At 65.7% G+C, this 14,975-nt stretch carries 14 protein-coding genes; 11 read left to right on the forward strand and 3 right to left on the reverse strand.

All coding sequences use genetic code 11. The annotated features are described in order from the left end of the window. Positions 1 to 39: 39 nt before the first annotated feature. Positions 40 to 168 carry a hypothetical protein gene (locus tag KYT87_RS29945; RefSeq protein ID WP_255444113.1) on the reverse strand — a complete coding sequence of 43 codons (129 nt, stop codon included), beginning with the start codon at positions 166 to 168 and terminating at the stop codon, positions 40 to 42. On the opposite strand from KYT87_RS29945, the gene KYT87_RS28530 reads away from it, so the two are divergent. From KYT87_RS28530 to KYT87_RS28570, 9 genes are all read left to right on the forward strand, one after another. Further along, entirely contained in the window at positions 167 to 1,039 is an 873-nt protein-coding gene (locus KYT87_RS28530) for a VOC family protein (protein ID WP_120157242.1), read from the forward strand. The genes KYT87_RS29945 and KYT87_RS28530 overlap by 2 nt on opposite strands. A 1-nt stretch (position 1,040) precedes the next feature. Further along, positions 1,041 to 2,150, forward strand: coding sequence for a M14 family metallopeptidase (locus KYT87_RS28535; RefSeq protein ID WP_219991387.1), 1,110 nt, complete (start codon positions 1,041 to 1,043; stop codon positions 2,148 to 2,150). Between the two features lie 63 nt (positions 2,151 to 2,213). Next, complete coding sequence (locus KYT87_RS28540; RefSeq protein WP_046803003.1) at positions 2,214 to 3,227, forward strand: zinc-binding dehydrogenase; 1,014 nt, start codon at positions 2,214 to 2,216, stop codon at positions 3,225 to 3,227. Further along, complete coding sequence (locus KYT87_RS28545; protein ID WP_046803002.1) at positions 3,224 to 3,646, forward strand: PaaI family thioesterase; 423 nt, start codon at positions 3,224 to 3,226, stop codon at positions 3,644 to 3,646. Before KYT87_RS28540 ends, KYT87_RS28545 begins: the two co-directional genes overlap by 4 nt. 27 nt (positions 3,647 to 3,673) lie before the next feature. Beyond that, positions 3,674 to 5,320 carry an ABC transporter substrate-binding protein gene (locus KYT87_RS28550; RefSeq protein WP_219991388.1) on the forward strand — a complete coding sequence of 549 codons (1,647 nt, stop codon included), beginning with the start codon at positions 3,674 to 3,676 and terminating at the stop codon, positions 5,318 to 5,320. Positions 5,321 to 5,330: 10 nt separating this feature from the next. Further along, positions 5,331 to 6,302, forward strand: a complete 972-nt coding sequence (locus KYT87_RS28555; RefSeq protein ID WP_104142585.1) for an ABC transporter permease — start codon at positions 5,331 to 5,333, stop codon at positions 6,300 to 6,302. A 1-nt stretch (position 6,303) separates the two neighbouring features. After that, the gene (locus tag KYT87_RS28560) at positions 6,304 to 7,191 is read left to right on the forward strand and encodes an ABC transporter permease (protein ID WP_219991389.1); all 888 of its coding nucleotides are present in this window, start codon (positions 6,304 to 6,306) and stop codon (positions 7,189 to 7,191) included. 23 nt (positions 7,192 to 7,214) lie between these two features. Further along, positions 7,215 to 8,756 (forward strand): class I adenylate-forming enzyme family protein, encoded by a 1,542-nt coding sequence (locus KYT87_RS28565; RefSeq protein ID WP_219991390.1) that lies wholly within the window; start codon positions 7,215 to 7,217, stop codon positions 8,754 to 8,756. Continuing rightward, a complete protein-coding gene (locus KYT87_RS28570; protein WP_219991391.1) occupies positions 8,753 to 9,532 on the forward strand; it encodes an SDR family oxidoreductase in 780 nt (259 codons plus the stop codon). Before KYT87_RS28565 ends, KYT87_RS28570 begins: the two co-directional genes overlap by 4 nt. A 24-nt stretch (positions 9,533 to 9,556) precedes the next feature. On the opposite strand, the gene KYT87_RS28575 is transcribed toward KYT87_RS28570, so the two are convergent. Beyond that, the gene (locus tag KYT87_RS28575) at positions 9,557 to 10,570 is read right to left on the reverse strand and encodes an Lrp/AsnC family transcriptional regulator (RefSeq protein WP_046802997.1); all 1,014 of its coding nucleotides are present in this window, start codon (positions 10,568 to 10,570) and stop codon (positions 9,557 to 9,559) included. A gap of 82 nt (positions 10,571 to 10,652) precedes the next feature. Between KYT87_RS28575 and KYT87_RS28580 the strand changes: the two genes are divergently transcribed. Both KYT87_RS28580 and KYT87_RS28585 read left to right on the forward strand, forming a co-directional pair. Further along, the gene (locus KYT87_RS28580; RefSeq protein ID WP_120157248.1) at positions 10,653 to 11,981 is read left to right on the forward strand and encodes an MFS transporter; all 1,329 of its coding nucleotides are present in this window, start codon (positions 10,653 to 10,655) and stop codon (positions 11,979 to 11,981) included. Between the two features lie 79 nt (positions 11,982 to 12,060). Beyond that, complete coding sequence (locus KYT87_RS28585) at positions 12,061 to 13,491, forward strand: amidase (RefSeq protein WP_219991392.1); 1,431 nt, start codon at positions 12,061 to 12,063, stop codon at positions 13,489 to 13,491. 259 nt (positions 13,492 to 13,750) lie between these two features. On the opposite strand, the gene metK is transcribed toward KYT87_RS28585, so the two are convergent. Further along, positions 13,751 to 14,914, reverse strand: a complete 1,164-nt coding sequence (gene metK, locus KYT87_RS28590; protein WP_046802994.1) for a methionine adenosyltransferase — start codon at positions 14,912 to 14,914, stop codon at positions 13,751 to 13,753. Positions 14,915 to 14,975 lie beyond the last annotated feature (61 nt).

Below are 14,975 nucleotides of genomic sequence, written 5' to 3' on the forward strand. Positions count from 1 at the left end.
GCACGGCGAAATGCTGATTTCTCATTTGTTCATATTGGATCAGGCACGCAGCCCGTCGTACGCGACATGAAATGAAAACCAGATATCCACATGCGAATTCAATCGTTCAAGCGCGCCGCCACGTGCGACAGACTTCAGGTCTTCCCAACGCGAATCCAGGAATTCCATGTCTCTTCCCTCAGTCACCGGCCTAGACCACTACATCATCCGGGTCAACGATCTGCAGGCGGCGACGGACCGCTACGTGAAGCTGGGATTCAGCCTGGCCCCGCAAGGCAGGCACCATCGCGGCACGCGCAACCAGACCATCATTCTTGATGCGAACTATCTGGAACTGCTTTATTTCCCAGAAGAACTGAAAGCCGAGTCGCGCTTCAGCGGTTACGACGATGCCTACGAAGGCCCCGTCGCCACCGCGCTGCAAACCACCGACAGCACGGCCGTGCACCAGGAACTGGCGCGGTTGGGCATTACGGCTGACGATCCGCAAAGCGGCGGACGCCCCGTGCATCTGCCCGAAGGCAGTGAAGACGCGGCGTGGATCAACACGAATTTTCCGGCCGGCCTGTTGGGCGTGCCCGACTTCTTCACGTGCGGCCACTTGACGCGCCACCTGGTGTATCGCCCGCAATGGCAGGACCACGCCAATGGCGCTCGGCGCATCGAATCGCTGGTCGCCGTGCACCCCGATCCCGCCTCTTTGCGTGCGGGTTATGAGCGCGTGTTCGGCGCCATTGCCATCAGCGCGCTGCCCGACAACGGCCTGCAAGTGCGTCGCGGCAGCCTGCGCATCGACTTCCTCAGCCCTGCCGCGTTTGAACAGCGTTACCCCCGCGTTCGCATTCCGGCCGGCTTGCCGGCATCGGCGGGCGGCGGCTGGTTTGCCGGATCGGTCATCGGTGTGCGCGACCTGGCAAAAACGCGCGCGCTGTTCGACGCCAATCAGGTGAACTATCGCGCCAACGCCCAAGGCGAACTGGTGGTGCCGCCCGAGGCAGGCGCGGGTGCGCTGCAAGTTTTTGTGCAAGAGGCGGCCTGAAATGAGCGACGCCCTGCCCGATTATTGGGACTGCTTCAGCACCGACTACGCGGCGGCGCGCGACGCCTTTGTGGCGATAGCCCAAGCGCGTGGCGCGGTGCTGTCCCGCCATGAACATCCCACATTGAAAGACCCACACGGCCGCGCGCTGAGCGTGGATGTGGCCGTGCTGGGCCGCGTCGACGCGCCCCGCACGCATCTGGCGATCAGCGGCACGCACGGGCTGGAAGGCGCGGCGGGCTCCGCCGTGCAGATCGGCTGGCTGCGCGCCGATGGCGGCACGCCCTTGCCGGACGACGTCAACGTCGTGCTGGTGCACGCGTTGAACCCGTACGGCTACGCATATGACTCGCGCACGACTGAAAACAACGTCGACCTGAATCGCAACTTCATTGACCACACGCGCCCCACGCCGGCCAACCCGCACTACGCCACGCTGCATCCGCACCTGATCCCGGCCGCCTGGACGGAATCCAGCCTGGCGGCCGGCGCGCGCGAGGTCGAAAAATTTGGCGCGACCCACGGCGCCGACGTGCTGTTCAACACAACGGCCAGCGGCCAGTACACCCATCCGGACGGCCTGGTCTACGGCGGCAGCGGCCCCGAATGGTCCAACCGCATCTTGCGCCGCATCGTCGACGAACATCTGGCCGCCAGCCAGCGCGTGTCGTTTATCGACTGGCACACCGGCATCGGTGAATACGGGGAACCGTTCTTCCTGTGCTTCAACGACGAAGGCAGCGCAGAACAGGCGCGGGCCGCCCAATGGTGGGGCGCCGAACGCGTGCGCGACCAGCGCCCGCATGGCCTGGCGCGACCCGACTACCAGGGCCTTGTGTTTCGCGGCGTGCAGCAGGCGTTGGGCAGCCGCCCCCTGGCAGGCGCCGTCGTGGAGTTCGGCACGCGCGGCTTGCAGATGCGGGCCGCGCTCAGGCTGGACCAGTGGCTGCGTTTCAAGGCCCCGCTGGCACCCGACGCCGCGCGCGACAAGCAGTTGCGCGCCGACCTGGTCGACGCCTTCGTGCCGATATCCAGCGTGTGGCGGCGCAGCGCCCTTGCCCATGGTCTTGCCATCACCCGCCAGGCGATTGCCGGCGTGGCGTCCTGGTAAGCCGGCGTCCTATTTCTTCCTATTTTTTCCTATTTTTCCTATTCCTTTTTCCCTCAAGCATTCATGAAAGCAATCGTATTGCGTGAACACGGCGGCAACGACAAGCTCCGCCTGGAAACCGAATTCCCTGACCCCGTCGCCGGGCCGGATGACGTCGTCATTCGTGTGCGTGCGTCATCATTGAACTACCACGACGTATTCACGCGCCGTGGCATGCCCGGCATCAAGTTGCCCTTTCCCGTGATCATCGGCCTGGACGTGGCCGGCGAGGTCGTGCAGACCGGCCAAAACGTCCACGACTGGAAAGCCGGCGACCGCGTGCTGGTGGACCCGATCGACCGTGTGGACGGCGGGCTGGTGGGCGAGACCATCCATGGCGGTCTGGCCGAGCTTTGCCGCGTACCCGCGCACCAGCTGATTCGGCTGCCCGACGAGGTCAGCTTCGAACAGGCCGCGGCGTTGCCGGTGGCCTATGGCACCGCGCTGCGCATGATGAACCGCATCGGTCAGATCCAGGCTGGCGAAAAAGTCCTGATCCTGGGTGCCAGCGGCGGTGTGGGCGTATGTGCGGTGCAATTGGCCAAGCTGGCTGGCGCCGAAGTCATCGCTTGCGTGGGCACGCCGGAAAAAGGCGAGGCACTGCGCGCGCTGGGCGCCGACCACATCATCCTGTACACCGAGGAAGACTTCCTGAAGGCCGTGCAGGAACGCTTTGGCCGCCCTGCCCGCCGTCGCGGCGCCAAGTCGGGCGGCGTGGATGTCGTGGTGAATTTCACCGGTGGCGACACGTGGGTGAAATCGTTGCGCTGCCTGCGCCTGGGCGGCCGCCTGCTGACCTGCGGCGCCACGGCGGGGTTCGACCCCAAGGAAGACCTGCGATACATCTGGACGTTCGAACTTCAGATACGCGGCTCGAACGGCTGGGACCGCGACGACCTGCATGAGCTGCTGGAACTGGTGCGCAGCGGCAGGCTGCACGTGCAGGTGGACCGTACCTGGCCGCTGGCGCAAGGCGCTCAGGCATTGGCATCGCTGGAAGATCGCAAGATCGTCGGCAAAGTGCTGGTGACTTCATGAGCGCGGTGCTGAACGCCAGCCAGATACAGGCCAAATTCGACGATTCGCCCTTCATCGCATGGCTGGGCCTGTCTGTCAGCGCCGTGGATCACGAGCGCGGCGAACTGACCGTGCTGGCGCCGATGCGGCCGGAGTTCGAACGGGGTGCCGCCAGCGGCCAATGGCATGGCGGCCCGTTGGCCGCCGTGATCGACACGGTAGGCGATTTTGCCGTCGGCATGCTGCTGGGCCGTGGCCTGCCCACCATCAACTTTCGCGTCGACTACCTGCGGCCCGCCATCAACACCGGGCTGACCGCCGTGGCGCGCGTGCGCCGCAATGGTCGCAGCGTCGGCGTGGCGGATGTGGACCTCTACAACGATCAGGGCGCACTTGTCGCCATCGGCCGCGCCACCTACGCCACGCTCAGCCAAGGCTGACAGCGCAACACCATAAGGATGCCCATCATGACTCAAGCCCCGCGCCTCGGAAGGCGCGCCTTCCTGACCCGAACCGCCGCAAGCGGCCTGGCCGCCAGCGCGCTGGGCGCGGTGCCGCGCACGCTGCTCGCCGCCACCGCCCAAGCGGGTACGGACGCCGGCCCGCCGCGCAAGGGTGGCACGCTGGTCGCGAGCTGGGGCGGCCTGGAGCCGCAAGCGTTGTTCGTGCCCGGCGGCGGCGGATCCAGCCCTTTTCAGACGTCCACCAAGATTCTGGAACGGCTGCTCAAGCTGGATGCCGACTTGAAATTCCAACCGGCGTTGGCGCTAAGCGTGACCCCGGCGGCGGACTTTCGCAGCTACACCATCAAGCTGCGCGAAGGGGTCACCTGGCATGACGGCACGCCCTTCACATCCGCCGACGTGGTCTACAACGTGTTGCAGCACTGGAAGCCGATTTCCGCCGGCATCGCGCTGAAGTCGTTGGCGGACGCCACTGCCCCGGACGCGCACACGGTTGTGCTGACGTTCAACGCACCGGTGCCGGAGTTCTTTTTGAAGTCCACGTTGTCCGGCCAGTATCAGTTGCTGGTTCCCAAGCATTTGTATGACGGCAAGGACCTGATCACCAACCCACTGAACAACACGCCCGTTGGTACGGGCCCATGGAAATACGGCAAATGGGTGCGCGGCAGTCACGTGGAATACCTGCGCAACGACCAGTATTGGAAGCCGGGCGAACCGAATCTGGACAAGCTGATTATCCGCTGGTGGTCCGACCCGGCCTCGCGCGGCGCCGCGTTGGAAACGGGGGAGCTGGGCCTGGCCTATTCCAACCCCGTGCCGGCGCGCGACATCGACCGCCTGGTGAAAACCGGCAAGGTCGTGGTGGACACGCGGGGCTACCAGAACACCGCGTGGACCGTCACGGTGGAATTCAATCAGCGCCGCGACATCGTCAACCGACGCGACGTCCGCCAGGCCATTCTTCATGCCATCGATCGACAGTTCATCGTCGACACGATCTACTACGGCCGAGGCAAGCCCGCCATCGCCCCCGTCTTCAGCAGCAACCCGCTGTTCTACACCGAGGACGTGCCGCGCTACCCCTTCGATCCGAAGAAGGCCGCCGCCTTGCTGGACGCGGCGGGCCTGCCCGTCAAGGACGGCAAGCGCTTCACCGTGAACCTGGTGGCAGCCGCGTGGTTTGAAGAGAACGCCAAGCTGGGCCAGTACCTGAAGCAGGCGCTTGAAGACGTGGGCATTGCCGTGAAGCTGGATTCGGTGGACCGCGCCACGGCGCTCAAGCGCATTTATGGGGATTACGACTACGACATCGCGGTGGCCAACTTCACGTCGCCGCTGGAATTGGTGCCGACCGTGACGCAGTTCTTCACCACCGACGGCATTGTCAAAGGCGCCGCCTTCCGCAACGCCACGGGGTATTCGAACCCCGAGATGGACGCCGTGGTGGCCAAGCTGGCGGTCGAGACCGCGCCCGAGGCCCGCAAGGCGCTGGCCGCGCAATTCGCGCGCCTGGCCTCGACCGACGTGCCGCTTGTGCCGCTGGTTGAAATCCAGTCTTTCACGCTGGCCGGCAAGAACGTACGCAACTTCACCACCGGCGCCAACGTCCAGGGCGAAACCCTGGCCGATGTCTGGTTGCAAGCGTAAGAGGCCCGCCATGCCCTTGCGCCTGATCTTGCGCCGCCTGCTCCAGGCCGTACCGCTGCTGCTGGGCGTGGTGGTGCTTAACTTCGCCCTGATCCAATCCGTGCCCGGCACGTTCTTGGACGTGATGACGGCCGAGCAGCAGGTCACCGACCCGGCGCTGATCGAGCGGCTGCGCGTGACGTACGGACTGGACCAGCCGCCGACGGTGCAATTGCTGAAATACATCGGATCGGTTGCCAGCCTGGACTTCGGCTACTCGTACCGGCATAACCTGCCAGTGCTTGATGTGATCCTGGCGCACCTGCCGGCCACGCTGGTGCTGATGCTGGCCAGCATCGCCATCGCCGTGCTGGTGGGCATGGCGGCGGGCATCGTGTCCGCCATCAAGGTCAACACGTGGTGGGACAGTGCGGTCTCGGCGTTTGCCGTGCTGTGCTTTGCCGCGCCCAGCTTCTGGCTGGGCATCATGTTGATCATTCTGTTTTCCGTGAAGCTGGGCTGGTTTCCCGTGGGCGGCATGGTCACCATCGGCTTGGATGGCGGATGGTGGACGCAGGCGCTGGATGTGCTGCACCACCTGGCGCTACCCGCCATTGCACTGGGCCTGTTCTATTCGGCGGCGTATGCGCGCGTGATGCGGGCATCGATGCTGGAAGTCAGCCGCATGGACTACGTGCGCACCGCCCATGCCAAGGGCCTGACGCGTACGGCCGTGGTGCTTCGACACATTCTGCGCAACGCGATGCTGCCCATCGTTACGCTGCTGGGCCTGCAACTGGGTGCGGTGCTGGGCGGCAGCATCGTGGTCGAAGCTGTATTCAGTTGGCCGGGCATCGGCGGCGTACTGTTCGACAGCGTCATGAGCCGGAACTACCCGGTGGTGCTGGGCATTCTGGTGCTCAGTTCCTTCGTGGTGGTGGTTGCCAACATCATCGTCGACCTGCTTTACACGCGGATGGATCCGCGCATCAAGGCTGCCTGATATGTCCACATCCCCTGCATTTTCCGCCGTGCCCGCTACCCGGCTTGCGCCCCCGCCCGCATCGTTCGCCGCACGATTCGTGCGCAACCGCGGCGCGGTGGCCGGCGCGATCGTCTTGCTGCTGGTGGCACTGCTGGCCGCCGGCGCCGGCTGGCTGTTTCCGACCAATCCGCTGCGCATTGTGGGCGCGCCCGAGATCTGGCCTTTTGAATCCTGGCGTTACCCCCTGGGCACGGATTCGATGGGACGCGACATTGCCGCCCTGATCGCGCACGGCGCGCGCGCCACGCTGTTGATCGGTCTGGTCGCGGCCGCCGCCGCCACGCTGATCGGCGTGAGCATCGGCGCGGCGGCCGCCTGGTTCGGCGGCTGGATTGACGAAGCGCTGATGCGCGTCACCGAGCTGTTCCAGATCATTCCGAACGTGGTTTTCGTGCTGACGGTGGTATCGATTCTGGGACCGCATATCGAAGCCATCACGCTGGCGGTCGGGCTGGTGTCCTGGCCGCCCATTGCCCGGCTGACGCGTGCCGAATTCCTGTCATTCAAAGAGCGGGAATTCGTGCAGGCGTGCCGCGCGGTCGGCATGAACCCGTTGCGCATCGTGGCCGGCGAGATCCTGCCCAACGCGCTGCCCCCCGTCATCGTCATGTCGTCGCTGGTTGTGGCGGGCGCCATTCTGTATGAATCCGTCGTGTCGTTCCTGGGGCTGGGCGATCCCAACATTGCAAGCTGGGGCCGGCTGGTCGGCGAAGGCCGCAGCCTGATCCGATCTTCCTGGTACATCTGCGCCGTGCCGGGCGTGGCCATCATGCTTGCCGTGCTGTCGCTGAACCTGGTTGGCGACGGCCTGAACGACGCGCTTAACCCCAAGCTGCATAAGCAGTAAGCCCCCACCGCCGGAACATTTTCATGACGCATACCCTGAACAATCTGGGCGACCTGACGGACCCGAGCGTGCCCGCCGATCTGCCCGCCATCGTAGACCTGCGCATCCCCGATGCCCCCGTCCATTACTCGCACGGGCAGATACGCGAACGCGCCGGCGGCGTGGCCGCATGGCTGACGGCTCGCGGGCTGCCAGCGGGTTCGCGCATTGCCATCGCCGCGTTGAATCGCGCCGAGTACCTGATTGCGTATTTCGGCATCATGCGCGCCGGCTTCGTGGCCGTGCCGATCAACATCAAGCAGACGCAAGAGAACATCGATTACGTCATCCGTGACGCGGACATCGCGCTGGCGTTCGTCGATAGCGCACGCCGCGCATCGTTCGAGAACACCGTGCCCGTACTGGACTTCGACGACCCGGGGCCAGAGGGCTTTGCCGCCCAGATTCAGCCCGCGCACTTTGCCAGCGTGACGCCCGCTTCCGAAGACGTCGCGCAGATGCTTTACACGTCCGGTTCCACCGGCAAGCCCAAGGGCGTGCCGTTGACGCACGCGGGGCAGTTATGGGCGCTTGCCGCCACCTCGGGCGCCGCGCCCCGACGCGATCGTCAAGAGCGCTATCTTCTGGCACAACCCCTGTTTCACATGAATGGGCTCTTCATGGCCAAGCGCGCGTTCGCCAGCAACAGCCTGCTGGTGATCCAGCCCGCGTTCGACGTCAGCGCCTATGCCGACGCGCTGGAACGCTATCGCATCACCGTGCTGACGGCCGTGCCGACGATGTTCGCACGGCTGGTCAAAGAGCCCGGCTTGCTGCGTGACCGCGACTTGTCGGCGTTGGGGCGCGTCATGCTGGGATCCGCTCCCATGACCGTCGCGCTTTATCAGCGCATACAAGAAGCGTTGCCGCAGGCCACCATCACGCACGGCTACGGCACCACGGAAGCCGGACCCGCCGTGTTCGGCCCGCATCCCGCCGGCCTGCCCACGCCGCCGCTATCGGTGGGGCACCCCCTGGACCCTTCGCAAGTGCGGTTGGCGGACGGTCCGAGCGCCGATGAGGGCGTGCTGCTGATGAGCAATCCGGCGGTGTTGTCCGGCTATCACAACCTGCCTGAAAAAAGTGCGCAGGTGCTGCAAGACGGTTGGTATTACAGCGGCGACGTCATGCGCCGCGACGCGGACGGCTTCTATTATTTTGTCGGGCGCGCGGACGACATGTTCGTATGCGGCGGCGAGAACATCTATCCCGTTGAAGTGGAAAAGCTGCTTGAGTTGCATCCCGACGTGCGTCAAAGCTGCGTGGTGCCGTTGGCCGACGAGGAACGCGGCCAGATCCCGGTCGCCTTTGTCGTGCGCCGCGACGGCAGCGCGTTGGATGCCGACGGCCTGAAGCAACATGCCCTGGCCAATGGGCCCGCCTATCAACGCCCGCGCCGCATCCGATTCGTCAGCGAATTGCCGTGGGCCGGCACCAACAAGGTGGATCGCAACGCCTTGCTGTTGCAGGCGCGCCAGCTGGAAGCGCATCAGGCATGGACAAGCTACGAAACGGAGACCGCATGAGCCAGAACCAAACCCCGGACAGTCTTGTCGGCAAGACAGCGTTGGTCACGGGCGCCAGCCGTGGCATTGGCCGCGCCATTGCGTTGGCGCTGGGCAAGCGCGGCGCGCATGTTGCCGTCCACTACAACGCCGCGGGCGACGCTGCGATTGAAGTCGCCGGCCTGATCCAGCGCGAAGGCGGCCACGCGTGGACGCTGCAAGCCGATCTTTCCCAGGCGGACGGGGCCACCACGCTGGCGCGCGATCTGCGCCGCACTTTGCTGGAACGCAATGGCGTGGATGGGCTGGACATTCTGGTGAACAATGCGGGCGTGGGGCTGCGCGCGCTGCTTGCAGATGTCACGCCGCAAGACTTCGACCGCGTGCTGCAAGTGAATCTGAAGTCGCCCTTTTTTTTGATCCAGCAGACCCTGCCGTTCCTGCGCGACAACGGCCGCATCATCAATATTTCGTCGATGGGCACGCGGGCTGCCTACCCGGAAATGAGCGTCTATGCGCCTGCCAAGGCGGGGCTTGAAGCGTTGAGCCTGCTGCTGGCCCAGCAGTTGGGCGAGCGCGGCATTACGGTGAACGCGGTTTTGCCCGGCGCCACCAGCACGGATTTGAACCCACGTGCACGCGACCCGGAGCTTAGCCGCGTCATCGCCAAGAGCGTAGCGCTGGGCCGCGTGGGTCAGCCCGAGGATATCGCCGACATCGTGGCTTTCCTGGCGTCGGATCAAGGGCGCTGGATCACTGGTCAACGCATCGACGCCACCGGCGGGCAGCGGCTGTAAATCTGGCGAGCGCGCCGCGCTGCATCAATCCCCGCCGTCGCCGTTGCTGGCCAGGCGCGCCCCCGCGCGCACGATGCCGCAACGCTTGTGCGCCCGCATCACCACGCCGACTTCGCTGTTTAGCACGCCGTCCAGTTCGCCCAGCCGGCGTGTGGTCACTTCCCACAGATGCAGGCTGTCGCGGCACAGCACGTGCCAGAACAACTGCGACGCCCCGCTGGTGCCGAACAGGCAGCGGGTGTGCGGGTCCAGCGCCAGATGCGCCGCCATGGCGTCGACGGCTTGCGGCCGCACCTGCACCGAGATCACCGCCTCAACCGGAAAGCCCACCAACGCGGGCTCCACCTCGACGCGAAAGCTCAGTGCCCGGCGCTCGACCAGGTGGGAAAGCAGGCGCTGCGCGGTGGGTTCGCTGACGCCGGCCTGCTCGGCCAGTTCGGCCAGGCTGGCGCGGCCGTCGCGCATCAGATGCGCCACCATGCGCGACTCTGCATCGCTTAACGCGGCGGGCGGCTGGGCCTGCGGCGCGTCCGGCACGGCGTCCGGTTGCGCCTGGATGCGCCACTGCCCGGCACGACGAAATGGCCGCAGCACCAGCCTCGCTTCCACATGTTCGACGCCGTCGATCGACGGCAGCACGCGGGTGACCACGTCGGGCATGTCGGCCGCATCGGCCAGGGTCAGTTCGGCCATCAGATCGGCGGTGCCGGCCAGCGTGACGACCAGCTGGCTGATGTCCAGCCTCGCCAACTGTTCGGCCACCTCAGGCACGCGGCCAGACCGGCAGCGCACCCACGCGTGCAACACCACGCCTTGTCCCATGGCCAACGGGTCGGGTTCGGCAATGACGCGCAGCGCATCGGCGTCCATCAAGCGGCGGATGCGACGCGCCACGGTACGTTCGGCGATGCCGGTGGCCGCGCCCAGCTCGCGCCAGGACGCGCGGGGGTCTGCCTGCAACGCGATCAGGCAGGCCAGATCGGTGTCGTCCAGCGCCGGCATTAGGGGCTTACCCTTACTTGACGTGACCATATTCATTAATCTAACGTTCGCGCATTGATAAAAACACAAAATTAAACGGTCTTTTTGACTAAAAATAAATTCTTATGTTGAGGACGTCATGAGCAGCCCATCCGCGACCTTGCGCAGCAAGCAAGGGGTAAGCGCCGCGCCCGCCGCCGCGCTTGCCGCCGCGCCCATATCCCGGTCACGCACCATCCTGGCCGGTAGTGTAGGCAATGCGGTCGAATGGTTCGATTGGACCATCTACGCGTCGTTCGCCATCTTTTTTTCGGGCCAGTTCTTTCCGGAAGGCAATGAAACCACCGCGCTGCTTGCCACCTTCGGCATCTTCGCGGTGGGGTTTTTCATGCGACCGGTGGGCGGCTGGGTGCTGGGCATCTTTTCCGACCGCTACGGCCGCAAAGCCGCGCTGGGCCTGACGATTTTGATGATGGCGGGCGGTTCGCTCATCATCGCCATCACCCCCACCTACGCCACCATCGGCCTGGCTGCCCCGCTGCTGCTGACCGCCGCGCGCCTCTTGCAAGGCTTGTCGCTGGGCGGAGAGTATGCCTCGGCCACGACCTTTCTGGCTGAAATGGCGCCGCCTGAAAAGCGCGGTTTCTATTCCAGCTTTGTGTTTTTCAGCGCCGCCGTGGGCATCCTGGCCGCGTCCGCCGTGGGTTGGATCCTGACGTCCACGCTGACCAAGGCCGACATGGCCTCGTGGGGCTGGCGCATTCCATTCCTGATCGGCGCCTTCGGTGGGCTGGCCGGCATGTGGATCCGCCGTTCGGTACCGGAAACCGAAGCGTTTTCGCACGCCAAGAAGACCGGCATCGAAAAGCAGCCGCTGCGCACGCTGCTACGCGACCATCCGCGTGAAGTGCTGCGCATCGTGGGCTTCTCGGTGCTGACCACGTTTGCGTTCTACATCTTCGTGGCCTATGTGCCCACGTATGCCATCCGCCAGGTGGGCGCGGACCCCAAGACCGCGTTCGCCGCCAATACCGTGGCCTTGATCGTGTTCATGCTGGTGCAGCCGCTGTTCGGCATTTTGTCCGACCGCATCGGCCGCAAGCCGCAGCTGATCTTCTTTGCGGCCGGCTACCTGGTGTTCTTCTACCCACTGATGACGACGCTGGGCCCGTCGTTTGGCTCGATCCTGGCGGTGGAACTGTTCGGCCTGGTGCTGTACGCCATGTACACGGCGATTGCGCCTGCCATCATGTCGGAACAATTTCCCACCAGCGTGCGCGCCGTCGGTATCGGCACGCCGTACAACCTGGTGGTGGCGCTGCTGGGCGGCACCACGCCTTACCTGCTGACTTGGTTGCAAAGCCGTGGCATGGAACGATGGTTCTTCTATTACGTGCTGGCCGGCGCCGTGATCACGTTGATCACCTTCATCCGCATGCCTGAAACAAAGGGCCAGACGCTGAAATAGCCGCAACGCGCGCCCTGCAAACGCAATGGCTTTCCGGTCCGGACAGGACCGGAGAGCTTTTCCTTTTTGAAAGAGACCCATGCCCGCACAAGACCACACCGACCTGCATTTTCGAGACGCCCGCGAGCTGGCGCGGGCCATCCGTGAAGGCGAGCTGAGCGCCCGCCAGGTCACCACGCATTTCCTGGACCGCATCGAACGCGCCGCCCCGCTGGCCGCGTTTAGCGAAGTCACCGCCGAACGCGCGTTGGCGCAGGCCGACGCCGCCGACCGTCTGCGGGACGCCGGCCTGCTGCTCGGGCCATTGCATGGCGTTCCGGTGGCCGTCAAAGACAGCGTGCAGTGGCAGGGCATACCGACCACGGGCGGATCCGAAGCGCGGCGCGGCGTGATCAGCGGCGAAACGTCGACGGCGGTGCGCAAGCTGGCGGCCGAAGGCATGGTGATTCTGGGCAAGACGCGCATGACGGAATTCGCGTTCGGGCTGTCGGGGCAGAACCCCACCCAAGGCACGGCGCGCAACCCGTGGGACGCGAAGGTTGCGCGCGCGCCGGGCGGTTCGTCCAGCGGCGCGGGCGTGGCCATGGCGGCGGGGCTGACGGCCATTGCGCTGGGCGGGGACACCGGCGGCTCGGTGCGCGCGCCGGCTGCGCTGAACGGCGTGGTGGGCTTCAAGCCGTCTTCGGGCCTGATCAGCCGCGCGGGCTGCCTGCCGCTGTCGGACACGCTGGACGTGTTGGGGCCGCTCGCCCGCAGCGTGGCGGACGCGCGCCTGTTGACGCAATTGCTGGCCGGGCCGGATGTGGACGACGCCGCCACCTTGGCGCTGCCCGCGTCCTGCGTGACCGCGCTGCGCCACCCCGCGCCGCGCCGGCCCGCCGCCGTTGCCGTGCTGGCCCCGCAAGCGTGGCCCACGCCGCTGTCGGACGCCGGCCTGGATGCGTGGCATCGGGCCCAAGAGCGACTGGCGCAAGCGGGCATTGCGCCCACCGCCTGGCATCCGCCCGCGTCGCTGTCCTTTGCGCGCATGGCCGATGACAACTCGCTGGTGCTGGCGTACGAGGCCTATGCCTATTACGGCGCGCTGGCCGAAAACCCCGCCGCGCCGTTGTGGGACGTGGTGCGGGCCCGCATCGCGGCGGGGGGCCGCATTGCGCGGGCGGACTACGAAGCCGCGCTGACCCGGCGCCAGGCCGACATGGCCGCCTTCGCCGCCGCCATGCAGGGGCTGGACGGGCTGTTGATGCCCGCGTGCGATCAGGCGGCGCAAGCGCTGGACGCCGAAGACGTACGCCACGTGGGCTTGGGCAAGCTGCTGCGCCCCGCCAACTTCCTGGGCGCGGCAGCCATCGCGCTGCCGGCGGGTGCGGACTCTGAAGGCATGCCGATGGCCGTGCAGCTGCTGGCCCCGGCCGGTGGCGATGCCGCCTTGCTGGACTGCGCGGCGGTGCTGGAGCCGGTGCTGTCGCCGACCCGGCGCACGCCGGACCTGTCGGCGTGGGGGCTGTAGGATCACGGGGCGCGCGCGTAACGTCGCGACGCAGCAACGCAGCAACGCAGCAACGCAGCAACGCAGCAACGCAGCAACGCAAAAAAATGCCCCCGCCGGAGTCCGGCGGGGGCATTTTTTGTTCAGGACCGGGCGTTGAAAGCCGGCTGGCTGAACGAAGGTAAAAGGAGGCGGCAGTTAACAGGCCCGCAATAGAAGCCCGCAGACTGGAGCCGACCGACAGCAGCCGGCCGACAGAAACCGCCCCGACTGCCGTCGCTTACAGCGCCTTCTTCAGTTCCTGGACCTTGTCCGTGGCTTCCCAAGAGAATTCCGGCTCGGAACGGCCAAAGTGGCCGTACGCGGCGGTCTTCGCGTAGATCGGGCGCAGCAGATCCAGCATGTTGACGATGCCCTTGGGACGCAAGTCGAAGTGTTCGCGCACCAGCTTGGCGATCTGGTCGTCGGGGATGACGCCCGTGCCTTCCGTGTAGACGGTGATGTTGATCGGTTCGGCCACGCCGATGGCGTAGCTGACCTGCACCTGGCACTGGCGCGCCAGGCCGGCGGCCACGATGTTCTTGGCCACATAGCGCGCGGCGTAGGCGGCCGAACGGTCAACCTTGGACGGATCCTTGCCCGAGAACGCGCCACCACCGTGCGGGCATGCGCCGCCGTAGGTGTCGACGATGATCTTGCGGCCGGTCAGGCCGCAATCGCCTTGCGGGCCGCCGATGACGAAGCGGCCGGTCGGGTTGACCAGGAACTTGGTTTGCGGCGTGATCAGGCCTTCGGGAAAGCTGGGCTTGATGATGTCTTCGATCACCGCTTCGCGGATGGTTTCTTGCGTGACTTCCGGCGCGTGCTGGGTCGACAGCACCACGGTATCGACTTCAGCCGGGCGGCCGTCGATATAACGGAACGTGACCTGCGACTTGGCGTCCGGGCGCAGCCACGGCAGGCGGCCGTCCTTGCGCAGTTCGCTCTGGCGCTGCACCAGGCGGTGCGCGTACCAGATCGGGGCCGGCATCAGGTCGGGCGTTTCATCGCAGGCATAGCCGAACATCAGGCCCTGGTCGCCCGCGCCCTGGTTCAGATAGTCTTCCGAGCTGCGGTCCACGCCCTGGGCGATGTCGGGCGATTGCTTGTCGTAAGCAACCAGCACGGCGCAACCCTTGTAGTCGATACCGTATTCGGTGTTGTCGTAGCCGATGCGGCGGATGGTGTCCCGGGCGACCTGGATGTAATCCACGTTGGCGGTGGTGGTGATTTCACCGGCCAGCACGACCAGGCCCGTGTTGCACAGCGTTTCGGCTGCGACACGCGCGTTCGGGTCTTGCGTGAAGATGGCGTCCAGGATCGAATCGGAAATCTGGTCGGCAACCTTGTCGGGATGCCCTTCGGAGACGGATTCGGAAGTGAAGAGAAAATCGTTATTGGCCACAGATGCGTCCTTGGTGTCCGGCGTTGCCGGCGCATAGGTTCATGAGGCGCGTTGCACCCCG

This window comes from Achromobacter sp. ES-001 (genome assembly GCF_019448355.1).
GTDB lineage: Bacteria > Pseudomonadota > Gammaproteobacteria > Burkholderiales > Burkholderiaceae_B > Achromobacter > Achromobacter spanius_B.